Source organism: Myxococcales bacterium (genome assembly GCA_016706225.1).
Taxonomy (GTDB): domain Bacteria; phylum Myxococcota_A; class Polyangia; order Polyangiales; family Polyangiaceae; genus JADJKB01.
Genome location: JADJKB010000021.1, coordinates 748,299 through 772,247 on the forward strand (window position 1 = coordinate 748,299; position 23,949 = coordinate 772,247).

Here is a 23,949-nt window from a genome sequence, read left to right on the forward strand (position 1 = left end):
CAGGCTGGGGTTGAGAGCCGGGGCCGGCCCGGGCAGCGCTCGATTGAACCCGGATCAGCCCCGAGATTGCCCCGATGGGCACCCTGTCCGCTATGATGCGCGCCGAGCGCGATGTCCGGCGGACGACCCCGATCTTTCGTGTGCCCGGACGACCTCTGGGCAGCCTGCGAACGCATGGCTTGGCAGAGCGGGCGTCCCGTGGACGATGTCGTCAACGAAGCCCTGCGGCGCTTCATGCAAGGTCAGCAAACGGCCGCCCCTCCGCCGCCGCCCGAGCAGCCGCGCTTTCCCCCGACGCTGATCGCCGGACAGTCGCCCGGTTATCCGCCGCCGCCGCCCGTGCGCCAACCCTCTGCTGCGCCACCACCTCCGGCGCCCATGGCGCCGCCGCCACCACCACCGGTGAACCCGTACGCGCCGACCCCAATGCCGCCGGGCTACGGCCCACCGCCGCTGCATTCCTCCCAGACTCCGCCCGCGCCCGGTGGCTACGGACGCCCCGGTGCGCCGCCGCCGTTTCCCTCGCCTCAGCACTCACCCCAACACGCAGCGCCTGGCCCCCAGTCCATCGATGGGCCGCCAAGCTATCCGATCTTTCTGTACTGCGAGGGTGAACGCGCTCAGATCATGCAGCCGCGCTTCATCATCGGTCGCAGCCGGAACGCCTCGGATTTCGCGATCAACGACTCGAACGTCTCGCGCCAGCACGCCGCGGTCGAGTGGCTGCGCGGGCACTACCACGTCGTGGATCTCGGCTCGACGAACGGCATCCAGTTCCAGGGCCGCCGTGTCGAACGCAAGGTCATCTACGACGGGGACATCATCATCCTCGCCGGCCACACCCTGCGCTTCGGCAAACAGTGAGCCGACGCGCCCCGGCGCGAGCGCAAGAAGGCGGGAAGCACGCGAGCTCGCTGCCCGGCTTGCCGCCTTCCTGTTCACTCTCGGTGATGCCGAAGCTTCGGCTTCAGTAGCGGTAGTGCTCGGGCTTGAACGGGCCTTCGGCCGGGATCCCGAGGTACTCGGACTGCTTCGCGCTCAGGGTCGAGAGCTTCGCCCCGAGCTTGGCCAGGTGCAGGCGCGCCACCTCCTCGTCCAGCTTCTTCGGCAGGGTGTAGACCCCCACGGCGCGCTTCTCGACCCAGAGATCGATCTGCGCCAGCGTCTGGTTCGTGAACGAGTTGCTCATCACGAAGCTCGGGTGACCCGTGGCACAACCCAGATTCACCAGCCGGCCCTCGGCCAACAGGTAGATCGAGTGGCCGTCGGGGAAGGTGAACATGTCCACCTGCGGCTTGATGTTGGTGCGCTTGACGCCGGGGTAAGCGAGCAGCTTCGCCACCTGGATCTCGTCGTCGAAGTGGCCGATGTTGCAGACGATGGCCTGGTCTTTCATCTTGGCCATGTGGTCGGCGGTGATGATGTCGCAGCAGCCGGTCGCGGTGACGAAGATGTCCACCTGCGACAGAGCGTCCTCCACCGGGACCACCTTGTATCCGGCCATGCAGGCCTGCAGCGCGCAGATCGGATCGATCTCGCTCACCCAGACCTGGGCGCGATGACCGCGCAGCGCCTCGGCGCAGCCCTTGCCCACGTCGCCGAAGCCGCAGACCATGGCGACCTTGCCGGCGACCATCACGTCCGTCGCACGCTTGATGCCGTCGACGAGTGACTCGCGGCAGCCGTACACGTTGTCGAACTTGCTCTTGGTCACCGAGTCGTTGACGTTGATCGCCGGCACCAGAAGCTCACCCTTCTCCTGCATCTGGTACAGCCGGTGCACGCCGGTGGTGGTCTCCTCGGAGACACCCACCAGATCCGCCACGACCTTGTGCCAGTGTTTGGGGTCTTCCTTGGCCACGCGCTTCAACAGTTTGTTGATGATCTGCAGCTCGTGGTTGTCCGTCGGCTCGTCGAGCAGCGCCGGGTTCTTCTCGGCGTAGTAGCCGCGGTGGATCAGCAGCGTTGCGTCACCACCGTCGTCGACGATGAGCTGCGGGCCCTTGCCGTCCGGCCAGGTCAGCGCGCGATAGGTGAAGTCCCAGTACTCGTCGAGGCTCTCGCCCTTGAACGCGAACACCGGCGTGCCGACGGCGGCGATGGCGGCCGCGGCGTGATCCTGGGTCGAGAAGATGTTGCAGGAAGCCCAGCGCACGTCGGCGCCCAGATCCTTCAGCGTCTCGATCAAGACCGCGGTCTGGATCGTCATGTGCAGCGAGCCAGCCACCCGCGCGCCCTTGAGCGGCTGCTTCGGGCCGTACTTCTCGCGGGTCGCCATCAGGCCGGGCATCTCGTGCTCGGCAACGGTGATCTCCTTGCGGCCCCAGTCCGCGAGCGAGAGGTCCTTCACGAAGAAGTCTTTTTTGTCGGTGGTCTTGCCGGTGCTGGTGACCGAAACGCTTTGAGTCATGGTTTCTCCTAGTTCCTTCAATCAGTGTTGGTAGAGGTTGCGCGGCGCGCCTTGTCGCGAGCCGGAGTCTTCACGCGAGTGCCGATCAGGGTCAGGCACGGCAGGTGTGCATCGGGTCCCACCCGCACGAGGCTCGCCGGAACGCGGGTGGTGACCACGTTCTCGAGGCCGGCTGCCCGAGCAAACCCACGCAGCTCTTCCTCGGAAAATCCGAGCCAGACATCCGCCTGCTGTTCACTCATGCGCTCGTCGTCGTGCCGCGCGTAGTCGATGACCAGTACCTTGCCGCCGGGCCGAGCCAGGCGCGTCAGCTCGGCCAGCGCGGCCTTCGGGCGCGGAGCGTGGTGGAGCACCCGCGCGGCAAGGACCAGATCGGCCCCCTCACCCACGGCCGCAGCCACTCGGTCTCCCGCGATGTGGTCCTCGATCAAGGTCACGTTCGCGTAGCCATGCGCCTGCACTCGCTGCCGGGCGCGCTCGAGCTGCGCCTCGCTGCGGTCGATGGCGACGACGCGATCGTAGATGGGCGCCAAGAGGTCGAGCAGGGCACCGTCGCCGGTCCCAGCGTCGACCGCGAGCGCGTGCTCGTCGATCAGACCCGCGAAGGCCGCCAGGTAGAAGGGAAGCTCCGCGGACACCAGGATCTCGGTGGCGACCGGCTGAGCGAAGAACTCGCGGGCCTTGGCGTCCCGGGCGGCGATCACGTCCGCAACCTTCGCGAGGCTGCCGTCAGCAGCGCAGGCACGGCGGCCCGCCTCGATGGCGTCCGCCACCACGGGATCCTTCGCCGCGTCCTCGGAGAGACGCATGAGGGTACGGGTCCCCTGACGGCGATCCGAGAGCAGCCCGGCCTGACGCAGCGGTGCGGCGTGGCGGGAGACGTTGGGCTGCGCCTCGTCGAGCAGCTCCGCGAGCTCCCCCACGGACAGCTCCTCGAGGGCGGCCAGAGCCAGCAGCCGCAAGCGCACCGGGTCACTCAGCAGCCGGTAGAGCTGCCAGCGGGTCTCACTTCCGGGGACGGACTGCATGGGCGAGGGATCTATATTCTTTCATTCGCATGGATGCAAGTGAGGCAAAAATGGCCGCATTTCCGCCATAGCCGCCGCATCCAGCCCGGACGCGGCCCTCCGGAGCCGACCCGCTCGGCCCAGCGGGCTCAGGGCGCCGGGTTCGTCGCGGCCTGTGTCACTTCGTCCGGGGAGAATCGGAGGTTGTCGAGGAGGACCGTGGAGTCGAGCACCGCGTCGCCCATGTCCCAGATCGCAAAGCGCAATGTGACGATGCTGCGGGGTGTCACCGGCGATTGTGTGACGAGCCAGCCCGTCGCGGCGCTCTGATCGAAGCCCGTCTTGTCGAGCAAACCTACGCCGAGCGGACAGTCGAACTGTTTGCCTCCGGCGCTCTGCGCCTTGCACGCTCTCAAGTAGGCGTTGTTGACACTCACTGGGTTGCCTTCGCCGTCGAAGGCGATGTTGCCCGACTGCGCGTTCTTGGGCGCCGGGAACTGCAGCGCAACGAAGAAGTCGTTGTACTTGGTGCAGACGTACTGCGGAAACTCGTACGTGTAGTAGTTGAAGTCGACCAGCAGACTCTTGGCGTTGCTTGGCACCCGAATCGAGAGCTCGAGCGCGGCGGGGTCGTTCGTGGTCTTGTCCTTCTCGGTGATCACCTTGCAGGTCGGTGAGTCGATGGGGAAGCCGGGCGGCGCCTGGCCTTTGGTCCCCATCGATGCGCCACTCACGGGTTGGTAGTCCGCATCCCCGGCCTCACGCGCGGTGCCGCTCGAGAGCGCGAGCACGCGTGAGCCCTCTCGAGGCAACACGTTCGTGCCGAAGCTCGGCAAGAGGCCATGGGACTTGTCGTTCATGCCGGTTTTGCCGTCCGCCATCACCCATTTGGCCTGGATCACCCCCCACTTCTTGTCCTGCAGCGTCGCCGTCTGACACACGCCGAGCGCGCGAGCGCCGTTCAGCGGGTCGGGATCGGCGACGCTGGTCACGGTGCTGTCGCAAGGTGCGAAGTCGTCCGCCGTGCCCGAGCAATCTTCATCGACACCGTTGCCAGCGTAGTCGACGGCGCCGGGGTTCACGTTCGGATCCTTGTCGTCACAATCTCCATCCGCCTCACCGAAGCAGTCCCCATCGGCGTCCGTGCCGGTGGGCGTGCAGGCCGGCACGTTGCCCGTCCCGCCAGTCGAGGTACCGCCGACACCCCCGACACCTCCTCCGCCGGAACCGGCCATGCCCGCAGCGCCGCCGGTGTTCGAGCCACACGAACACGGCCCGAACGCGAGACCGTTCTTGATGCAGCTCTGCGTACCCTTGCAGTCCGCTGGACCGAGACAGGAACGAGAGTCCCCCAGGTTGCAGAGCTTGCCTTCGTTGCTGTTCGAACCGCAGGCCGCGCCGACAGCGAGCGCCACGAGAGCAAACCCCAACACACCACCGAACCCGCCGTGTCGCACCTTCATGTTCACCCACCGCTCAGATCAGAGGATCTCGACTCCATCAGTACCAGACGCCGGCCTTCGGGGCATGAGCTGGGCCCGCCGAGGGGCGGACGGCGGCCAGCCGGAGCGCCGCCCGAACGAGGGGCGGTCTGGCCGGTCCGGGCAACGGATTGGCCGGACCGGTCACTGATCGCGGAGCCAATGTAGGACAGAGTACTACTCATGGAGGCCCGAGATATCATGGCAAAAACGGCGAAAGTTTCCAGGTCGGTCCCGGTTCGTGCCGCGTTCGCGGTCTGCTTGGCTGCGTTTTCCATGGGCTGCGCCGTCACGACGGGCGACGGCTCGGAGGAGCCGACCCCGGACGACACCGGCCTGGTGGATGTCGGCGGGAAGGGCGACAGCGCCGCCTCGGGCGGTTCGGGCGTGGTGGTCGACTGCAGTGTCGCCAAGGACTCGGTCTCGGTGCGCACCTGCAAGCTCGGTTCGATCGACCAGTGCACGGTGCAGGCGACCGTGCAGGCCACTCAGGTCGTGAAGAACAGCGCCGTGGTCAAGACCATCGGCGGGTCGCTCGGGACCCACAACGGCAAGAGCATCTACCGCTTGAATCTCGCAGAGGCCAAGCTGCTCGCCAACCTGCACCACATGAAGCTCTTGCTGTCGTCGGCGGGCGGCCTTGCCTCGACGGCGTACGAGTACACCAAGGACGGCGCGCCGTTCGTGTACTCCCAGCCCATCCCGGGCATGTCCGTGGTCACCAAGACCTCCGCAAACGGAGCCATCACTCGCATTCAAGCCGCGTTGAAGGCCTCGGCGAGCACCTGCACGCAGTTCCGCGTTGCCTCGACCGACGGCATCACCCCCGTCGACACCTCGTTCATTTGTGAGAAGACGGCCAGCGACAACCTCCTGTTCTGTGACGGCACGGTGCCGGCAGGCCTGGACTATGCGGTGGGCCCGTCCACCATCGTCAACGGTGTCGAAATCATCTTCTCGAAGGTCGCCTGCGGAGCATTCACCTACGAGCTGACCAACAAGGGCGACAGCGCGGTCTCGGTCCAGTCGAAGATCTCCGGCGTTGCGCTCCAGCCATCCTGCAACTTCGGCGTGGCGGCCAACGGTGGCACCGGTTACTGCGACGCGACGGGCATCGCGGGCCCGACGACGGTGACGTTCTCCGGCTCGGTCAAGCGCGGCACCACCACCAGCACCTTCAGCCTGCCGGTGATGATGCGCTGCAGCTCGCTGTGAGCAGAAAAAATGCGCTCGGAGACGCGCGACGCCACCGCCCGGCCCCCAGCCCGCCCGCTTCAGCCGCTCTGCACACGCCGGAACGGTTGAACGAAGCTGACGAGACCCGACGGGTTGCGGGTGCTGATCCACAGGCGTCCTTGTCCTCGGAAGTTGCACACCAGGCCTTCGCCGCTGAAGAACAGGCTCTTCATGCCGCCGACCTTGTTCACGGTGTACTCGAGGCCGCCGGTGAAGCCGACGATGTGCGAGGTGTCGCAGATGTAACCGGCGGGGCCGACGTCGACGGCGTGGATGCCTCCGTAGGCGCAGAAGAAGAGCGGGCCCGTGCCCTGCGCGACCAAGAGAAACATGCCGGTGCCGCTGAAGAACCCCTTTGCGCCGCCCCACTTGGTGTCGAGCTGTACCGTCGGCGCGCTCGCCAAAAAAGCTCCCGACGAGAGAAAGATCGGCGTACGACCGTCCATCTCGACCACGTCGAGATCCCCCTCGGGCCCTGGAGCGAACCACAGCTCCTGTCCCGGTGCCGTCGCCGTGAACGTGTTCTGAAACACACTCTCGCCTCCGAGCAGCTTGCGCTTCGCCGCACCGAGTAACCCTCCTTGCATCTGGGTTCGCATTTCCAGTGCGCTGTGTTTGGCGACCATGGCGGCGCTCTCGACCAAGAGCTGCTCGCCCGGCTGGTGGAAGTGAACGCGGACCAGGCTGAAGTCCGGCTTCTCGAGGATGTCGTACTGCATGAGCTTCCTCTCAACCCGAGCGCGGGGGTAGGAGCGAGCCGATCTCTTGGCCGTAGCTCGCTGGGTTGCGCGTCTGGATCCAGATCCGCCCCTGCCCCTGGAAGTGGCAGACCAGTCCTTCGCCGGAGAGATACGACGCGAGCCAACCGCTGCCGCTCTTGCCAACGCTGTAGGTGAGGGTCGAATCCCAGGCCACCAGGTGACCGGTGTCGATGACCAGGCTGCCGTCGCACACGAGCTCCTGGATGCCACCGAAGGCACCAACCAGGACCTGTCCCGGGCCTTGGCACGTTGCCTGGAGCACGAACACGCCTTCCCCAGCAAAGAACGTCTTGAACCCGCCGACCTTGGTCTCGATGTTCACGTTCGGTGTCGAGGCGATGTAGCTCGAGCTCTGGATGAAATATCCCGGCGCGGTCAGGTCGAGCACGACCATGTCGCCGCACAACGAGTGCGCGAGCAGCACTTCACCCGGGCCATTCGTCGCCGAGAAGGTGTTGCGGAAGAAACTCTCACCGCCGAACATGCGCTTGAGCCCGCTCATCAGGCCGCCGGCCTGGGTCTGCATCTGCACGTTGGTGCTCATGCCCACCATTGCGCCACTCTCGGCTACGACGGACTCGTTCGGCTCGAGGCTCACCTTGGCGAGCGAGTGCGCGGGGCGATACTGGATGTCGATTTGCATCGTGAGCGTCCTTTCACGGCAGGAGCGGCGAGAGCCAGCTGACCAGCGAGCCGAGATTGCGGCTCTGGATGTAGACCCGACCCTGACCCGTGAACTCACACACGAGTCCCTCGCCGGAAGCGACCAGACCCATCATGCCGCCGCCGGGGCGTTTGATGTTCATGTTCAGGTTGCCCTCGTAGCCGACGACGTGGCCGTTATCGATCATGAACGGCTCGTGGATCTCCAAGGTCTCGATGCCGCCGTAGCTGGTGAACCAGAGCTCCCCGACGCCGCTGACCTCGAGCCAGAACGCACCCTCCTTGGCCAGGATGCCCTTGAGTCCTCCGAACTTGACGTTGATGTCGAGATTGCCGACGTGCGCGAGGTAGGCGCCGGTGGACAGGATCAGCTTTTCACCGTTCATGCGCCGGTGCGCGACGTGCCCGCTCATGGCCGGCGCGAGCCACACCCGTCCGGGGCTCGGTGCGGTGAAGTGATTCACGATGAAGGTCTCCCCGCCGATGAACTTGCGGATGAAGGCGATCACCAGCGCCTTCAGCGTGGCGATGAACCCCGCAGCGGGTGAGGCGTTGAGCTTGACGGCCATCTGCACGTGCTGATTGCGCGCGACCATCGCCCCGGCCTCGGCGACCAGGATCTGTCCTGGCACGAGATCGACCGCGAGCATCGCAAACGACGGCCCGTGGGTGATCTGATGCGCGACCGCCGAACCCATCGGCGGCGACACGGCGGGCCCGCCCGGTGCGGGCGCTGGTTGCGGCATGGGCTGCATTCGATCCCTCTCTTCGGCCGGGAGGGGTAGCCGCTCTCGGCGTCCGCCTCAACTCGGGCGGCGAATTCGTCGGGACGACGCGGCGAAGAGCAGGAACAGCAGCCACGCGGGCGCGTCGGCTTCAGGCGCACCAAGCACGCTGCAGGCGCCGCAGGAGCCGCTCTTCTCCGGCGGCGCCGCCGGCTCCGTTCGCGTCGAGCCGCTCGAGGTCGGCACCCCGGAGCTCGAGCTGGCTGCGGCCGAAGCCACGGGCTCGGGCGACTCACGACACCAGACCTCGGTCCAGACGCTGGCCCCCGAGCTGCGGCAGCGCTGGCTGTAACCGCTCGCCGAGTGTTTTGTCTTGCAGGCCTCGGTGTCCTCGAAGGACGCGGAGCAGGAAACGCAGTCTTCGCCCGGCTTCTGTTGTTTCTCCAGGCTGCAGGTCTCCGGTCCGGGCGCCGGCAGATCAGCGCGGGCGCTCCCCGCCGAGAGCCCGAGCGCTGCGACCGCCAAACCCACGAACAGCGTCCTCATGCCGTGAGCCTACGCGGATTTTCTTCCGCTCGCACGGGGCCTGTCACGCCACCGCGAGACCGGCGGCAATCGCTTCCCCCTCCGCTCGCCCGCGTCCCTGATCGGTTGCACCAACGATCTCCCCGGGCCATGCCCTGCATGGAAATGTCCACCGACCGCGCCCGCTGGGACCATCGCCACGCCGACGAACGCGATCTCCCAACGCGCGCACCCGATCCCTTCGTGGTCGAGGTCCTCGACAGCCTCGGCGAAGGAGCCGAGCGGCGCGCCCTCGATCTCGCGTGCGGAACCGGGCGTCACGCTTTGCTCGCAGCCGAGCGGGGCTTTTGCACCGCTGCCTGGGACGTGAGCGCGGTGGGCCTGGAAATCACCGCTGCGCGTGCCCGCGAGCGGGGCCTCGCGGTCGAGACTCGAGAAATTGATCTGAGCTTGCCCCTGCCCGGCGCGGAGCCATTCGACCTGATCATCGTCGTCGACTTTCTGGACCGCCGGCTCTTCGCTGAGCTCCACACGTGGCTTCGCCCCGGCGCGAGCGCGGTGCTCGCGACGTTCAGCGAGGATTGGCCCGAGCCGCACCCGAGCCCGCGTTTCCGCCTCGAACGCGGGGAGCTCGCGCGGGGCCTTCCGGTCCTGGATACCGTGCGTTCCATCGAGATTGGTGGCCGCGCCGGGCTCTGGGCCCGCGCTCCGGGAAGACCTCGCCCGGGCGGGGCGTAACAGGCCCGGGACGGAAATCATCATGCACTCGAGCCCTATCTCTTCGCCTGAACCCGTGCACACCCTCCGCTGGCCGTCGCGCGTCGGCGAAATCGATGGTAAAGCCGCCGACCGAGAGCCGACGGGAGACGAAGCTTTGGCAGACGACGGGACCGATTTTTGGTTTTGTGCGAGCCCGGATGGCTCGCTCAAGACCGTCGAACGGGGTGAGCTGATCAACAGCCTGAAGCAGGGCTCCATGACCAGCAAGAGCCTGGTCTGGCGGCAGGGCTGGGCCGATTGGCTAGCCGCCGGTCAGGTCGCGGAGCTTTCGGCCGCGCTGCCCGCGTTTGCGCGGGGGCCGATCATGAGCCCGAAGGCCGATCCAGACCGCACGCATCCACCGCCCGTGCCCGCGTCGGTCAAGTCCGCGCGCAGCCCCATCATCCCGGTGTCGTCGAACCCGAACAACGACAAACCCAAGACCCAGCTGTTGGTCGAGACGGAGCTCACCGGCTCCGATCTCGAGGCCGTGCAACCACCGCCTCCCTCGAAACGCTCCGACGCGCCGCCCGCGCCGTCCCGACGTGGCACGCCGTTTCCGCCGCGCGTCGTTCCCGTGGCGAAAGCGCCGATCGTGCCGGTCGCTTCGAGCCCGGACAACGACAAACCCAACACGGAAGTCATCGCAGCGAGTGAGATCGTGATCGAAGAGGACAACGCACCGCCGAAGGCCCATTGGGTCGAGGTCAGCTCTCCGGCAAAGGTGTCGGCGACCGAACCGACCATCACCGAACAGGCAAGACCGGCGAAGCTCGATCCGATCGTCCCGGTGGACTCGAATCCAAATCACGAGCCGGTCACGGGCACGCTCGACGACGACGAGATCCAGATCGTGGAAGCCGCCGCCGGAGCTCAGGTGCAGGCCAAGACCTCGCCGGAAAAACCTCCGGCTTCCATCCCCTCGCTCGATGGCCTCGCGGCCATGGTCGAGGCAAAAAAGCCCACCCAACCCGCGCGCATGATCGCGGTCTCGAAACCCAAGCTCGCTCCCGCCGCCGCAGCACCGGCCCCGGTCCCACACGCGCCGGTCCCGCACGCGCCGGTCCCGCACGCGCCCGTGCCGCACGCGCCCGTGCTGCACGCGCCACCTGCGCCCGTCATCATCCCCGGCGTCGAACCAGTGAGCGAGGGCCCGACTCAGCTGGCCAACGCGATCGTGCCGGTGTCCGATCCCGACAACGAGGCACCCACGCAGATCCATCCCGCAGCGCTCTTGCCCGACGCAGCGCCGCTGCCGTCGTTCGAGGTCGAAGCCGACCCCGCCGCGTTGCCCGCGCCACCTCAGCCGGCAGCGTGGCAGGCACCGGCCGCGCCCGCCTACGGCCCGCCGCCTGCGCAGGCGTATCCATCCTACGCGCCGCCGAAGAAAAAGAGCGCACTACCGCTCATCATCGGCGTCGTGGGTGTGCTCGGTGTGCTCGGCGCGGCCGCCGTCGGTGGTCTGCTCTTCTTCAAACCCTGGGAGAAGGCCCTCGAAGCACAGCCTTCAGCCAAACCGGTAGTGTCGGCGTCCGCCGCACCGGTCGTGCAGCTGCCACCCATCAAGTGTTCGATCAGCAAAGACGCGACGCGCTTGTCGCCGTCGGTTCAGGTCAGCGTGCCTCCGTACGTCGCGCCCGCGGGCGGCTCCAAGATCGCGATTGGTTTTGCAGCCACGGACGTCGCCGGCCTCGGGCTGATGGTCGATCTCGCGACGCTCGAGACGGAGCAGGCCTTCAGCGCACCCTCCGGGCGTAAGCTGATCGGAGTCGTGCCCGTCCCATCAGAGAAAGATCGCTTCGTTGCCGACCGCGAGGGCGGCGCGCTGAAGGTGCCGCACACCATCGACCAGGACCCCAACTTCACCGTGGGCTTCTCCGGCTCGGGCTACGCACGCTTGCCCCGGGGCGGAACTCCCGACGAGCTGTGGGCCAACGTCGAGAACGAAAAGGCCACCGAGGCGCGCGTTGGCAGCGTCAAGGGACTGGGTCACGCCCTCACCTTCCGAACGGCCGGCAAAGTGCGGGTGGGGTGGCTCGGACCGAAGGGGCTCAAGAAGAGCGAGCTCGGTGTGATCGAAACCGAGGGGCGCGCTGGCACACCGACCATTGCCGCGGGAGACAAGGGCATCCTCGTGACCTTTGCGGCGAAAGCCGGCGACGACGGACCGTGGGTCGTGAAGCTTGCCAGCGCAAAACACGGTGAGCTGCCCAAGAGCGCGCAGACCTTCGAAATGCCCTCGGGCGGCCCGGGCGGAGACGCCATCGCACCGGTGGCCGAGGGACTGCCGGGTGGCCGCTGGCTACTGCAATGGACCGAAGGCTCGAGCGGAGAGCGCGCGGTCCGGGTGCAGGTGCTCGGTGAAGACCTCGCACCCATGGGCGAGGCGCTGCGAGTCTCGGCGGCGGGCAAGGAAGCGGGCCAAGGTGTGCTCGCCGTTGCCGGCGAGAAGGCCGCTTCGTTCCAGCTGGTGAAGGCCGACAAGGGCTACGAGCTCTGGGCGACGGCGCTCAGCTGCAAGTGAGTGAGCGCCGCGACCCGAGGCGCGCTTCAGCCGCTCGTTTCCGCTGCCGCGGGGCAGCGGTACGGCTGCGCACAGACACGATGCGGCTCCTCGACTTCCGGGGCTGACATCCGCCGCCGGCCCGTGATCTGCATCAGCACGAACAGCGTCAGGATGGCGCCGACGGTGATGGAGAGGCCCGTGAATCCGGTCCAGAAGAACGTGAACGAGAACAGCACTAGATACAGGAGCTGTGAGACGCCGATCTCCCGGAGCGCGAAGCGCCAACCCACGAACAGCCGCGCGTAGCTGACCACGAGGCCGATGGAGCAGAGCGCCGAGAGCGCAAACGACGCCCCGATCGACAGATGGTCCACCAGGTAGGCGAACAGGAGATGGAAGGCGAAGAACGCGCAGCCGAGAAACAAGTAGTGCAGCGCGTGAAGCTCCTTCTTCTGCGCTTCAGCGAGGATCGCCACGACAAAGAAGAAGAACAAGAGGCTCACTGGCGCGAAGAAGGTGATCTTCGATGCAAGCGGCCCCGGATTGAGCCGCTCGGGGAGCGCAAGCCCAATGGGCGCGCTCGAGACCAACGTCTTGAACTCCCAGGTGCCACGCCAGCCCCCGCCGGAAGTCTCGTGGCGTGACGGCGACAGTGTGCCGGGCAGGAAGTTCACCTCTGCAAAGTCGGTCTGGAGCGCGAGGCGAAAGTCCTTCACGTTGGTCGTGCCGGACGTGAGCTCGTACTGCCAGCGATGCGTGCCCCGGGAGCGGTAACGCACGTCGAAGCTCTTCTTCTCGTGTGCCTCGAGGCGCCCCGACCAGCGCGCCATGCCGTCGCGCACCTCGGCGCCCAGGCTCTTGCCGTCTTCGGTCACGTCGAAGCCGTCGTACAGCGCGTTCTCTCGCTCGAGCGGGATCTCGTAGTGCACGTCCATCGGTTTCGAGCCGGGGTTCTCGAAGCTGTAGCGACCGTGAAAGTCCACGCTGTAGGTTGGGAACCAGACCAGGCCTTTCTGTCGGTGTTCGAGCGCGAGCGCCACCTGAATGTCCGAGCCCGAGAGGGACAGCGCATTCGCAACCGGGGGCGCGGCGTTGGGTGGGGGCGCACCGGTCTGAGGCATGGCGCTTGGAGGCACGGCGCCCGGGCGCACCACGCCGTTGGGAGGCGGCTCCGCCTCCGGCGCCGGCTCGATGCTTTCCGCGTGGGGTGGCAGCTGGCGCATGGGTGGACCCCACAGCGCAAAGACGTCGTCGCCGAGTCGAGACGAAGTCTCACCCGAGCGCACCAGGAGTGTGGAGCCCAGGATCATCCAGGCCATACAGCAGCCGAGCCAGACCAGACCGATTGAAATGAGTCGTCGCACGTCGAACCTCCCGCGTTCGTCGGGGCCAACGTGCCGAGGGGACGCATCGATTCCCGCGCTTTGCACCGGCCACACACTCTCCGCTGGGCCTGCACTTCATCCCCACGGATTCTCCACACACAGCGGGCTCAGGCGTCGGCGGACGGCTCGCGCACGACGCGACCCTTGGAGTCCACCCGCCCGGGCAGCTCGAGACCCACCGAGAACGAGATGATGGCATCGAAGAGCGCGCTCCGTTCCACCCGCAGACGCTCGACTTCGCGCCGACGCCAGCGGCGGAACAGCCGCACGCGCACCGCTCGCGCAGTCTCCCGCGCGACTCGCAGGTAACGCATGCCCGCGGCTCCGCCGACACACGCCAGGAGCCCCATGCTGATGCCAGCCAACACCGGAACGTCCGGCACCCCCGGCAGTGCTACGCCAAGCAGGGCATTGCCTCTTGCCGCCAGGACTCCGACGCTGATCCAGGCCAACGGGAAGAGCAGCGCACCGAGCAAGAGCTTCACCGTGGCCTCGTCCTTGTAGGCGCGCGAGGTGAGCTTGGAAACGCCGATCAGCAGCAGGGCGACCGGCAGATTGACCAAGTACCCCACGATCAGCAGTGGCGGTAACACCAGGTAGACCGTCGCGAGCTGCAGGAAGAGCAGAAATCCGAGCCACGGCGACGCCAGTCGCGGATCGAGATCCAGATCGTGATCTTCGACGGCGAGGGCGCGGAGTGTCAGGTCGTAGCTCCGCAAGCGCCCGAGCACGGTCGCGACCTCGTCGGGGTGCGAGGCGAGGCGCGTGTTGTACCCTGACCAGATCCGGGCAAACCCCAGAACCTTCTCTTGCATGTCGGGCCGACCCGGGTCGGCCGCCGCGCGGTGAGCACGCTCCGCCCGCACGAGCTTGCGTGCGCGATGCATCAAGTGGTGCAGCTCCCAGGTCTCGGTGGGGTGAACGATGTCCGAGAGGCGAGTCTCGATCTCGTCCGTGAGCGCTCGAGCTCGCTCCTTCACGACGTCGTCGCTCTCATCCGGCGGAGGGGCGATGTCGAGCTCCGCCGAGAGCTCGAGGGGCGGGTGAAATTCCACCAGCGCGTAGGAGCGAAACGCTCGTTTGTCGTCGTAGTGCAGGCCGACCGGGATGATCACCGGCCGCTTGTCAGGGCACTCGGCCCGCGCCTGGTAATACAGCCGCGCGGCGCCCGTCTTCAGCTCCATCAGCCGGGGAGCGTCGTGACTGATGCCCTCGGGAAACAACGCAGCGAAAGCTCCTCCCGAAATGGCCTGCGCCAGCGCGGTCAGGCTGCGTTGATTCTGGGCTCTGCGGTCACCGCCGCCCGCCTTGGCGTCCACGGCGCGATAGATCGGGACCGCGCCGGCGCCACGCATCACCCAGCCGAGCAGCGGCAAGCGAAACAAACCGTGCCGGGCTCCGAACGCCACGGGGCGCGGAAAGAACGCCAGGATCAAGCCCGGATCCACCAGTCCGTTGGGGTGCGCTGCGACGATCAGTCCGCCGCCGGAGCTCGGCACGTTCTCTAGACCGCTGACCTCCACCCGACGAAAAAACGCCCGCACGAGCAGCCGCACGACGGTGACGGCGCTGCGATAAGAAGCGCTCACCGGGTCCTTCCAGGCAGGGCGCTCACGCGGAGGCCCCCGAGACTCGGACGCGGAGGATCGCGGTCCAGTCGTTGCGTCCGTCCGCCGAACAGAAGTGGAAGCGCCAGTCGCTGCGTGGAGAGAGTTCGTCCGTGATGCGCACCAGCACCGCGTCCACGAAGTCGTCGCCCTGGAGCACCACCGGCGTTGCCTCGCCGGAGAGCAATTGCACGCTCTCTGCGGCGGGCTCCTGGTTGGCCTCGGGCGCGGGCAGGTCCCCGAGCAAGCAAGGTTCCGGAACGACGCTGCTCGTCTGCCAGACGGTCCAACGCTCGGGATGCTCGAGCTCCGCGTACAGGCGCTGCACGTCCTTGCCGGAGTCCTCCTCGATGGCGAGGGCCAAGAGCACGATGAGCCCGGTCCCCGCAGAGCTGCCCGATTGCAGGATGCTCGCGCGAATCAGGTCTCGGTCGATGACGAGCTGAAAGGGCACCTGTCGGAGCGCGGTGAAGGCGGCGAGGGCGCGCCCCAAGAGGACGGCCCGCCCAACCCGCACATGGAAGGCCCCCAGCAAGATGCGCGGCTCGATTCGCCCGCGCAAGGGTCCATCGTAGGCCCGCGCGACCTCGAACTGATCGATCGAGACCTCGAGCCGGCGCAGACGCCCCGCCGACGCCGCGCGCCGCTGCTTGCGGCTGCGCCGCTGGCGCGCCCTCCGGCCTCGTCCCATCGCGAACGGGGAAGATAGCCCGGACGCCGGCGTAATACGCGGCACACCCCAGACCGGCCCCGCCTCGTGCGCCGCCGTCGGGTGGACCGGGGAAGTCATGAAGATTCGGAAATCACTCGAGAAAATCCTCACGATCAGCGCGCTGCCGCTGCTCTTTGCGCTCGCCACGGTGGAGACCGGTTGCCTGGGTCACTCCGGGCCCTCCGAGATCGCCCAGGGCCAGCGTTACCAGTCCGGCGACCCGACCTACGACCAGTTCTTCGAAGCAGTGCACGAGCTCTCGCTTCAGATGTCGACCGCGCCGCAAGCGGAAGGCCGGCTGCGGATGGCCCTGGGCAAAGAGCTCGGCGTCGAGCCGGAGGAAGAGGACGAGCCCGCGCCTGCGGTCGAGACCGCGCCCACCAACATGGAGGGGGCTCCTGGCGCAACCGACGCCACGGAAGCGCAGCTCAAGCAGAGCGCGATCAACGCCATCCCGGGCGCTTCGACGGTGAACGCCGTGTCGGCGCAGGTCGACCAGGCCAAACAGACGGTCGGACAGTTCAAGGCGCTCTTCGGGGGCAACGCCGCCGAGAAACCGGAGCCGGCCAAGGCCGCCGCCGCGCCCGCCAAGAAGACGATCAAGGCGCCGAGTGCCTCGCTGCTCGCGAAGGCGGTCAAGTCGCGCGCGAACAAACTCGGCGTCGAGATGAAGCTCACGGTCGATCACGGAGCCTTCGACTCGGGCGAAGCGAAGGCCTCGATGCTGTCGAGCGGCGACAACGACGAGGGGCAGAAGCTAGCCAAGCTGGTCGAGAAGACCGCCAAGGAAGAGCTCCAGCTGGCCGCCAAGATGCGCAAGGTGAAGAGCAAACTCTCCAAGCTGGCGACCCTGGGCGCTGCGCTCGACGCCAACGTCGACTCGACCTTCCGCAAGTCCCGCGCAAAGATGTCCGAGGTCCGGAAGAATCTGGAGGACGCCAAAGCGCTGATCGAGCTGATGGACTCCCGGGCGGCGGACGTCGACAAACAGGCCCTGCTGATGGTCAACAAGCTGGAACAGGCGGCCGCGGCAGACATTACGAGCCCGGACAAAGCCGAGACCGCAGTTGCCAAGAGCGACGCGAAGACCGAGGACAAGTCGCGAGCAAAAGCCGCCGAACAAGCCCGGGCGGGCAAGACCACCGACACGTCCAAGTCCAAGGCCAAGCCGAAGGACAAGGACAAGACTGGGCGCGCGAACCAGTCTCACGCCGCCGCTCCGGCCACGGTGCTGGCGGATTTCGAACCCTGACGCGAGAGCGCTCGACGCCGAGCGGACGCCTCCCCTACATGCAGACGATGCTCTGGCCGTTCGGCGTTGGGAAGAACGTGCCACTCAAGATGCACATCTCGTTCACCAGCGCCGAGTCCCCGAAGGTGAGCGTCTTCGAAGACGAGTTCTGATAGTTGCAGGTGTACGTGATCTGCGTGCCCGACGGGAGCTCGAGGGGTGGATCGTAGGCCTTGACCTCCGGTTCCTCCCACGACGTCCCTTGGTAGATCGACACGCCCTTGTCGGTCTTGGCCTCGAAGTCCACGCCCCACTGGTGCATGTGGCTGACGACGTCCATCAGCTTGATGTCGTAGGGGATGGTGCAGGTCTTCGTGGCCTTGCCGGCCTGGAGCGGCGGCACGGAGACGTCGAGGTTGTTGAAGAAGAGCGCCCCGGCCCACTGTGCCACCGTGCCCGCTGGCGCCACCTGAAACACGACGGTGATCTTGGCGGAGATGGGTTTGTCACCGGTGTTGACGTAGTGCGCCAACACCCGCAGGCCCGAGGCCGCGCTCACGAACCGGCCGACCCCCGCCGGGTAGCGGGTCAGCTGCTGCGGCGTTTGAGCAACATGCAGGGTGCGCTGGTACTCGAGGCCGCTGCAGTCTTCGAGCGGGCCATCTTGCGCGGCCTTCTCGTAGAACACGAACATGTGGTGTGAACCCGGGGTCATGAACGACTCACTCTGGAGCACGTCGACCGCGCCGCCGAACGGGTTGGCGAAGTTCTGACAGAAGAAGGTCTCTTCGCCGGGTGCGACGCTGCGGGAATCCGTCTCGATGGTCACCTCGGTCGTCTTCACCGTGCCACCGGCGCCGCCGCCAGCGCCGCTCGCGCCGCCGCCGCCGCCGCTGCCCCCGCTCGCCGACCCACACTGGCTGGCGCAACTCGACGTCGACTTGCCGCCACACACGCAGGTCTCGTAGCAGGTGGTGCAACTACCGCAGCTCGGCGCGGTGGTGCAGCCAGGTTCGTTCTTGCTGGTGTCGTTCGCTGCGTCGCTGCCGCAGCCCACCAGAAAAAATAAGGCCGAGAGTCCAGCTCCCACGACGGTTCGCATGTGCAAGCAGTGTATCACGCCATGACACGAACGCCGTGGCCGGGATCTTTGGTGCCGATCTCGAGCGCCGCGGCCTTGGTCGTGGCGTGGACTCGCTGGCCTCGCGTCGGTTCGAGCACCAACAAACCCCAGGCAATTTTCGAGTTCAGGCAGTACGTCAGCTCGCCGTTCGGGTTCTCGTAACGGAGCCCCACCATGTCGTCGGTATCGGCAACGAGCTCGCCATGCACGCGCGCGTCGGCATTGCGCGCCTCGAAGCGCCACGAGCGGGGCGTGATGAACCCGCGGCTCCGGAGCAGCGTGCGCACCTCGTTGAAGTGGTACTTGCGCCCGGCGTGCCACACACACAACACCGTGAGCGGCGGCGCCAGGACCGGGCCGAGCTTGAGGCGCCCCGTTGCGCCCTCGAGCACCAGCTCGTCGGTGTCATCCCACTGGTTCACGTGACCCCAGGCGTACAGCTCGGTGTGGCGCTTGCCCCAGTTGTGCGACTGCATGCCTTTCCAGCCGTCGACACGGATCTCGCGACCGTTCACGCGATACCAACCGCTGAAGCGGGTGTCGGGCGCCGGGGTCACGGTCTTCTGGCTGGGAAACGGGCCGTCGTACATCTTTGGGTGCGGATACGGAACCATCGGCTCGCCGCTCACGTCGAACTCGAGCTCCCAGCTGACCTGGTCCGCCCCGTGCGCAATCTTCCCTCGGCTCTTGCCCGGCTCGAGCACGAGCTCCGCAATGCGGACGTCGAGGTGCTCGCGGGAAAAATGTGCTTCCGCGTAGGGCACCACTTCCTTGACTGCAACGTGCCCGCGCTGACGATCGAAGACAATGCTCCAGGCTTCGGCGACCGGCGTCCTCCCGAGCCCCGACAGAATGGTGCCCTTGACCCAGAGCGCGCGGTCGCCGCCGGGTTCATTGAGCTTGAAATAGAAGCTCTCGACGTGATCGGCACTCTGCTTGAAATCGAAGCGGACGGCGTTCCAATCGGCGGCCATGGCGCCGGCTAGAATGCTCTGGTCCTGCTCGGGATCCAATCAGAGCTTCACGGGAGCCTGGTTGACCAACTGTGGGCGGCGGAGCGGCGCCGGTTTCGGACGTCGGCTCGCGCCGCCACGCCGGGAAATTGGGTAGCATCCTGCGCATGACGACCGACGAACTCGAGGTGCTCGCGTATGAAGAGAGCCCCATTGGCATGATCTGCCTGCGCCGCCGGAGTGTGCCATCGGCGCCGGAGACCCAGGCCTTCGAGATCACGGTGGACCATCAGTTCTTGATGAGCAGCCTGGCGACGGCATCGGAGCGAGAGCTGGCGCGGCGAGCGCTCGAGCTGCACGGCGGGCACGAGTTACGGGTCCTGGTCGGGGGGCTCGGTCTTGGTTACACGGCAGAGGCCGCCCTCGCCACCGGGCAGGCCGCCCAGGTCGAAGTGGTGGAGCTCTTGCCGCAGGTCATCGGCTGGTTGAAGCGCGGGCTGATCCCGCTCTCGGCCGCGCTCTTGGCTGACGGGCGCCTGCTCATCTCCGAGGAAGATGTGTATCGGCGACTGCTCCACCCGCCGGTCCAGCGCCACGACGTGATCTTGCTCGACGTCGATACCTCACCGGACCGCCGCCTCGGCGAAGTGAGCGCGCGGTTCTACTCTCCCGCTGGACTTGCGGCCGCCGCCGAGCACCTGTCGCCGGGCGGGGTGTTCGCGGTGTGGTCGTACGCCGAGAGTGCGGAGTTCGAGCAGGCGATGCGTAGCGTCTTTGGTAAGGTCCGCGTGGAGCCGGTGGACTTCAAGAACCCGATGCTGGACGAGGACGAGACCAACTGGTTGTTCTTCGGGACGCGGGAGTGAGCTTCTCGCCTAGCGCCGCCGCGCGGTCTCGAGCACCGGCTCCAAGAAATCGACGTCGAGCTCATCATTCCAGATCACGAGCGCGGCCCCAACCTCGAGCCCGAGGCGAGTGAAGGCGACCCGGTCGAAAGCGTAGACGTCTTCCATCACCACGATCACGACCGGGCGGAGCTCCTGCACGCGCACGGCGACGTCCGCCACACTCACGGGGTGCACGCGGTAGTCGAGCGCGTCCACCGCGTACCGGCAGCGGGCGATGAACTCTGGACTTGCACCGATCACGGCGATGCCGGGGATCTTCGCCGGCAACGCGGGTTCGGGAGGGAGGGACTCCGGTCGACCCAGCTCGATGTCGGGCGCCTCGGCTGCGGCGACGGTTGGTGCGGGCGCCGCGACCGGCGCGCTTGCGGCGCTCGGCGCGATGGTCACGTGGGCCCGGAGCGCTCCGCTCGGCGCTTCGGCAGGCGGTGCGCGGCGCGGCGGCGGTGGTGGGCGAGCTCGCCCGGCGTCGGAGGTTCGTGACTGAGCAGCGAGCTTCCGTTTGTCGAACGAAGGCGGCAAGAACGTCGGCGTCACGCCGTAGTGACGCTGAAGCGCGGCGCTCACATCGTCCGGCGCGGCCACCATCGCTTGAACGGCGCAGCCGATGGCCCGGCTACAATCCGCAAGCCCGTCGGCGTTCGTCGGATCGTCGGTCGCGACGTAGAGCACTCGTTTGCCACTTTGATTGCGCATGCAGACCGGCACGAACCGGTGCCGCTCGGCGATCTGGCGAGGCAACAGCGCCACGACGTCAGCGGCGGGGTCGAGACCCACGAGCGTCACCCACGGCAAGCTCAGCTGAAACGACAACACGTGGGTGAGTCGCTCGGGGGTGATCAAGCCCCGGCTGACGAGCACTCGCCCGAGCCGTCGTCCGGTGGCGCGGTGCTCCACCAGGCACTCATCGAGCGCCGCCTGTTCGATCAGGCCATGCCGCACGAGCAGCACGCCGAGCGGCTGGCGAGTCGGGTTTTCCACGCCACCACTTTACCCTCGGCGCGAGAACTTTTCGCCTGGTCATTTACTGCCTGTGGACAACTTTTGCGGGGGCATCACCAGCGCAGCAGCCTGAACAGCCAGCAGCTCACGACACAGGCGCCGACGCTTCGGCAGCGGCCGCCGGAAACGAGTGCTAAACGGGAGACAGCCGTGCTTCGACAGGACTACATCGGTCGCCTGATTCAGCAGCTCGCCGAGGCGCTCGCGCGCGCGGCTCGCCGGGTGAAAGAGGACCAGCTCGACGAGGCGGACGCCGAGATCGCCGCCGCCGAACAGGCGCTGGGTCTGCCGCGTGGGCTCGAGCTCTTTGACCCGCGCTCGGCCGCGTTGCTGCTAGGCGGCGGAGACAAGGTCGTGCTCGCCGCGCTGTTGCTCGAACACCGCGCGCTGGTAGCGTCCGCGCGAGGCGCCACGGTTGCCGCACGCCAGAAACGGGCGCGCGCGCTGTCGCTGCTCGGGCACGCAACACCTCACGAGCTCGGCAAAGAGGCAGCGGAGCTCCGGACCCGCCTGGGTGAGGCGTCAGCGCCCCCGGAGAGCTGAGCAAGGCGCCCGGAGCGCAGGGCAACTGCGCGATCTCACCCAAACGAAGGCTTGGACTCGAGCTTCGGCAATCGGAACAGGCGCTGCGAGCAGCGGAAGCGCCGCGGATCGTCTACACTCGACGCCATGCGGGCTACGCAGCGTTGGGCTTGGGCTCTGGGTCTCGTGTCGGCGGTCAGTGCCATCGCCGGGGCGTGTGGCGGTGACGACGGCGGCACCGCTGACAACGGCGGTGCGAGCACCGGCGCGAAGAACGGTACGGGCAGCACGAGTGGCACCGGCTCGACGAGCGGCAGCGGCGGCCTCCAGCTCGATGTGAACAACGGCGACACCAGCTCGTCGGCCAGCATCAAACCCGAAAATCCCGTGCTGACCGCGAAGTGTGGCCAACCCCCACCCACGGTGCAGCTCGACGCCTACGACAACGGCGCAAAAGCCAACGCGCTCTGGTTGGTCGACAAGGCCGAGATCGGCACCATCGACAAGAGCGGGCTCTTCACGGCCTCGGGCAAGGCCGGCGGAGTCGCGACAGTGGAGGCCACGGTCGGCACGCAGAAGGTGACGACGACCGTCACCGTCAAGCTCGAGTGCGAGGAGAACGGCGGCATCGAGAGCGATGGCGGTACGACGGGTGGCGGTGTCGGCGGTGTCGGCGGCGAGGGCGAAGGCGGCCCGATCGACGCGGTACTCAAGGCGCTGTTGCTGGGCACACCAACGGCCGATGCCACGCTGGGCATGCTCTACCCGTACGACAAGACCGTGTGGCCCCTGGGCCTGCTCGCTCCGCTCTTGCAGTGGAAGGCTGGCTCGATGGCGGTCGCCGACGGTGTGTACATCCACCTCACCGCGGCGAACTACGACTACAAGGGTTTCTTCGGGCGCCCCAAGCCGCTGGCGGCCGGTGCGCCGTTCGTGCGCCACCCGATCCCGCAAGCCGCATGGGATGCAGCAACGCTGTCGGCAGCCGGCGGCTCGCTGACCGCCAGCATCGTCGTGGCTCAGGGCGGTGTGGCCTATGGCCCGATGACCGAGACCTGGAGCGTCGCCAAGGGTCGCTTGAAGGGCACCGTGTACTACCAGTCGTACGGCACGAAGCTGGCGAAAAACTACGCCGGCGCCATCGGCGGGGACGGCATGTTCGGCGGCGCGACGTTGGCCATCAAGCCGGGCTCCACGGATCCCACGCTGGTCGCCGGCAAGAACGGCGATCATTCGGCCTGCCGCGTGTGCCACACGGTTGCGAGCGACGGCACGCGCATGATCGTGCAGCACGGCGAGAACTATCAGGTGAGCTCGAGCTACGCGCTCACTGCCGGGTATCCCGAGACCGGATACCCCGCGAGCACGAACACGACCCTCGGCTGGATCGGCATGTCGGCGGACGGCAGCATCGGCCTCGGCAACGCCGTCCCCCTGCCTGGCAACGCCAATGGCAGCGCGAACACGCAGCTCTACGACATGACGACCGGTGGAGTCATTCCAACGACCGGGCTCACGACGTTTGCGACGAAGGCCGGGATGCCGGCGTTCGCTCACGACACCAAGCGGGTCGCGTTCATGTTCTACGCGGGGCCAGGCGACGCCACCATCGGCGCTGGCGACGGCAAGAAGCTGGTCACGATGGACTTCGACGTGACCACGAAGGCCTTCTCCAATCCGAAGCTCGTCTACTCCGGGGCACAGCGCCCCGGCTGGCCGTGGTTCTTGCCAACCGGTGACGCGCTCGTCTTCCAGACCGAGGTCAAGACCAACTCCGGCGGTGAGTTCTTCGCCACGCGGAACGGCGCTCAAGGAGAGCTGTGGTGGACCGACGTCGCCACGGGCACCGCGGCCAAGCTCGACCGCGCAAACGGTAAGGACAGCGGTGCGACCTACTTGCCCGCCGGGCCAGGGAACCACGCCGACGACACCGTGTTGAACTATGAGCCCACCGTCGGCCCGGTCGCATCCGGAGGTTACGCCTGGGTCGTGTTCATGAGCCGCCGGCTCTACGGCAACGTCGCGACCATCGATCCTTGGTGGAGTGACCCGCGCGACCACGACTTGTTCCAGAACGCGACCACCAAGAAACTCTGGGTCGCGGCCATCGATCTCTCGGCCCCTCCCGGCACCGATCCCAGTCACCCAGCCTTCTACCTGCCCGGACAGGAGCTCCTCGCGGGCAACGCCCGCGGTTATTGGGTGATGGATCCCTGCAAGGCCGACGGTTCGACCTGTTCGAGTGGCGACGAGTGCTGCGGAGGCTACTGCCAGCAGGATCCACAGAGCGGCGCGCTGACCTGCGGCCAGAAGCAGAATCAATGCAGCAAGGAGTTCGATAAGTGCTCCACGAGCTCGGACTGCTGCGACAACAAACTCAAGTGCATCAACGAGATTTGCACGTTGATCGTGCCGCAGTGAAGCCGAGGCCGCCGG

Annotated in this window: 21 protein-coding genes; 8 read left to right on the forward strand and 13 right to left on the reverse strand. The window is 67.1% G+C overall.

The window, feature by feature from the left end; all coding sequences use genetic code 11:
* Positions 1 to 174 precede the first annotated feature (174 nt).
* Positions 175 to 864 carry an FHA domain-containing protein gene (locus tag IPI67_28050; GenBank protein MBK7584037.1) on the forward strand — a complete coding sequence of 230 codons (690 nt, stop codon included), beginning with the start codon at positions 175 to 177 and terminating at the stop codon, positions 862 to 864.
* Positions 865 to 967: 103 nt separating this feature from the next.
* Here the strand turns inward: IPI67_28050 and IPI67_28055 are convergent, their stop codons facing one another.
* The 3 genes from IPI67_28055 to IPI67_28065 form a co-directional block, all read right to left on the reverse strand.
* A complete protein-coding gene (locus tag IPI67_28055; GenBank protein MBK7584038.1) occupies positions 968 to 2,410 on the reverse strand; it encodes an adenosylhomocysteinase in 1,443 nt (480 codons plus the stop codon).
* Positions 2,411 to 2,427: 17 nt separating this feature from the next.
* Positions 2,428 to 3,438 (reverse strand): metalloregulator ArsR/SmtB family transcription factor, encoded by a 1,011-nt coding sequence (locus IPI67_28060; protein ID MBK7584039.1) that lies wholly within the window; start codon positions 3,436 to 3,438, stop codon positions 2,428 to 2,430.
* Positions 3,439 to 3,566: 128 nt separating this feature from the next.
* Complete coding sequence (locus IPI67_28065) at positions 3,567 to 4,880, reverse strand: putative metal-binding motif-containing protein (protein ID MBK7584040.1); 1,314 nt, start codon at positions 4,878 to 4,880, stop codon at positions 3,567 to 3,569.
* 294 nt (positions 4,881 to 5,174) lie between these two features.
* Here IPI67_28065 and IPI67_28070 point away from each other — a divergent pair, with 294 nt between their 5' ends.
* Positions 5,175 to 6,113, forward strand: coding sequence for a hypothetical protein (locus IPI67_28070; GenBank protein MBK7584041.1), 939 nt, complete (start codon positions 5,175 to 5,177; stop codon positions 6,111 to 6,113).
* A 59-nt stretch (positions 6,114 to 6,172) separates the two neighbouring features.
* Here the strand turns inward: IPI67_28070 and IPI67_28075 are convergent, their stop codons facing one another.
* The 4 genes from IPI67_28075 to IPI67_28090 all read right to left on the reverse strand — a co-directional run bounded on the left by IPI67_28075 (position 6,173) and on the right by IPI67_28090 (position 8,829).
* A complete protein-coding gene (locus IPI67_28075; GenBank protein MBK7584042.1) occupies positions 6,173 to 6,853 on the reverse strand; it encodes a TIGR00266 family protein in 681 nt (226 codons plus the stop codon).
* A gap of 10 nt (positions 6,854 to 6,863) precedes the next feature.
* Positions 6,864 to 7,538, reverse strand: a complete 675-nt coding sequence (locus IPI67_28080; GenBank protein ID MBK7584043.1) for a TIGR00266 family protein — start codon at positions 7,536 to 7,538, stop codon at positions 6,864 to 6,866.
* Between the two features lie 13 nt (positions 7,539 to 7,551).
* Positions 7,552 to 8,256: a TIGR00266 family protein gene (locus IPI67_28085; protein ID MBK7584044.1), complete on the reverse strand. Its 705-nt coding sequence runs from the start codon at positions 8,254 to 8,256 to the stop codon at positions 7,552 to 7,554.
* 105 nt (positions 8,257 to 8,361) lie between these two features.
* Positions 8,362 to 8,829 carry a hypothetical protein gene (locus IPI67_28090; GenBank protein ID MBK7584045.1) on the reverse strand — a complete coding sequence of 156 codons (468 nt, stop codon included), beginning with the start codon at positions 8,827 to 8,829 and terminating at the stop codon, positions 8,362 to 8,364.
* A gap of 138 nt (positions 8,830 to 8,967) precedes the next feature.
* On the opposite strand from IPI67_28090, the gene IPI67_28095 reads away from it, so the two are divergent.
* Both IPI67_28095 and IPI67_28100 read left to right on the forward strand, forming a co-directional pair.
* Complete coding sequence (locus IPI67_28095; protein MBK7584046.1) at positions 8,968 to 9,546, forward strand: class I SAM-dependent methyltransferase; 579 nt, start codon at positions 8,968 to 8,970, stop codon at positions 9,544 to 9,546.
* Positions 9,547 to 9,682: 136 nt separating this feature from the next.
* Positions 9,683 to 12,091, forward strand: coding sequence for a DUF4339 domain-containing protein (locus IPI67_28100; protein ID MBK7584047.1), 2,409 nt, complete (start codon positions 9,683 to 9,685; stop codon positions 12,089 to 12,091).
* 26 nt (positions 12,092 to 12,117) lie between these two features.
* Here IPI67_28100 and IPI67_28105 read toward each other — a convergent pair whose 3' ends face one another.
* From IPI67_28105 to IPI67_28115, 3 genes are all read right to left on the reverse strand, one after another.
* Positions 12,118 to 13,437 (reverse strand): hypothetical protein, encoded by a 1,320-nt coding sequence (locus tag IPI67_28105; protein ID MBK7584048.1) that lies wholly within the window; start codon positions 13,435 to 13,437, stop codon positions 12,118 to 12,120.
* Between the two features lie 128 nt (positions 13,438 to 13,565).
* Positions 13,566 to 15,047, reverse strand: coding sequence for a 1-acyl-sn-glycerol-3-phosphate acyltransferase (locus IPI67_28110; GenBank protein ID MBK7584049.1), 1,482 nt, complete (start codon positions 15,045 to 15,047; stop codon positions 13,566 to 13,568).
* 22 nt (positions 15,048 to 15,069) lie between these two features.
* Entirely contained in the window at positions 15,070 to 15,855 is a 786-nt protein-coding gene (locus tag IPI67_28115; protein MBK7584050.1) for a hypothetical protein, read from the reverse strand.
* Here IPI67_28115 and IPI67_28120 point away from each other — a divergent pair.
* Positions 15,854 to 17,029: a hypothetical protein gene (locus IPI67_28120; protein MBK7584051.1), complete on the forward strand. Its 1,176-nt coding sequence runs from the start codon at positions 15,854 to 15,856 to the stop codon at positions 17,027 to 17,029. The two genes, IPI67_28115 and IPI67_28120, sit on opposite strands and share 2 nt — an antisense overlap.
* A gap of 34 nt (positions 17,030 to 17,063) precedes the next feature.
* Here the strand turns inward: IPI67_28120 and IPI67_28125 are convergent, their stop codons facing one another.
* Together IPI67_28125 and IPI67_28130 are read right to left on the reverse strand one after the other, a co-directional pair.
* The gene (locus tag IPI67_28125) at positions 17,064 to 18,110 is read right to left on the reverse strand and encodes a hypothetical protein (protein MBK7584052.1); all 1,047 of its coding nucleotides are present in this window, start codon (positions 18,108 to 18,110) and stop codon (positions 17,064 to 17,066) included.
* Positions 18,111 to 18,124: 14 nt separating this feature from the next.
* Positions 18,125 to 19,105: a hypothetical protein gene (locus IPI67_28130; protein ID MBK7584053.1), complete on the reverse strand. Its 981-nt coding sequence runs from the start codon at positions 19,103 to 19,105 to the stop codon at positions 18,125 to 18,127.
* 146 nt (positions 19,106 to 19,251) lie between these two features.
* Here IPI67_28130 and IPI67_28135 point away from each other — a divergent pair, with 146 nt between their 5' ends.
* On the forward strand, positions 19,252 to 19,950 hold the full coding sequence (locus IPI67_28135) for a hypothetical protein (GenBank protein MBK7584054.1): 699 nt from the start codon (positions 19,252 to 19,254) through the stop codon (positions 19,948 to 19,950).
* A gap of 9 nt (positions 19,951 to 19,959) precedes the next feature.
* Here the strand turns inward: IPI67_28135 and IPI67_28140 are convergent, their stop codons facing one another.
* Entirely contained in the window at positions 19,960 to 20,970 is a 1,011-nt protein-coding gene (locus IPI67_28140; protein MBK7584055.1) for a hypothetical protein, read from the reverse strand.
* Positions 20,971 to 21,141: 171 nt separating this feature from the next.
* On the opposite strand from IPI67_28140, the gene IPI67_28145 reads away from it, so the two are divergent.
* Together IPI67_28145 and IPI67_28150 are read left to right on the forward strand one after the other, a co-directional pair.
* Positions 21,142 to 21,534, forward strand: coding sequence for a hypothetical protein (locus tag IPI67_28145; GenBank protein ID MBK7584056.1), 393 nt, complete (start codon positions 21,142 to 21,144; stop codon positions 21,532 to 21,534).
* Positions 21,535 to 21,660: 126 nt separating this feature from the next.
* Positions 21,661 to 23,934 carry a hypothetical protein gene (locus IPI67_28150; GenBank protein MBK7584057.1) on the forward strand — a complete coding sequence of 758 codons (2,274 nt, stop codon included), beginning with the start codon at positions 21,661 to 21,663 and terminating at the stop codon, positions 23,932 to 23,934.
* The last annotated feature ends 15 nt before the right edge of the window (positions 23,935 to 23,949 follow it).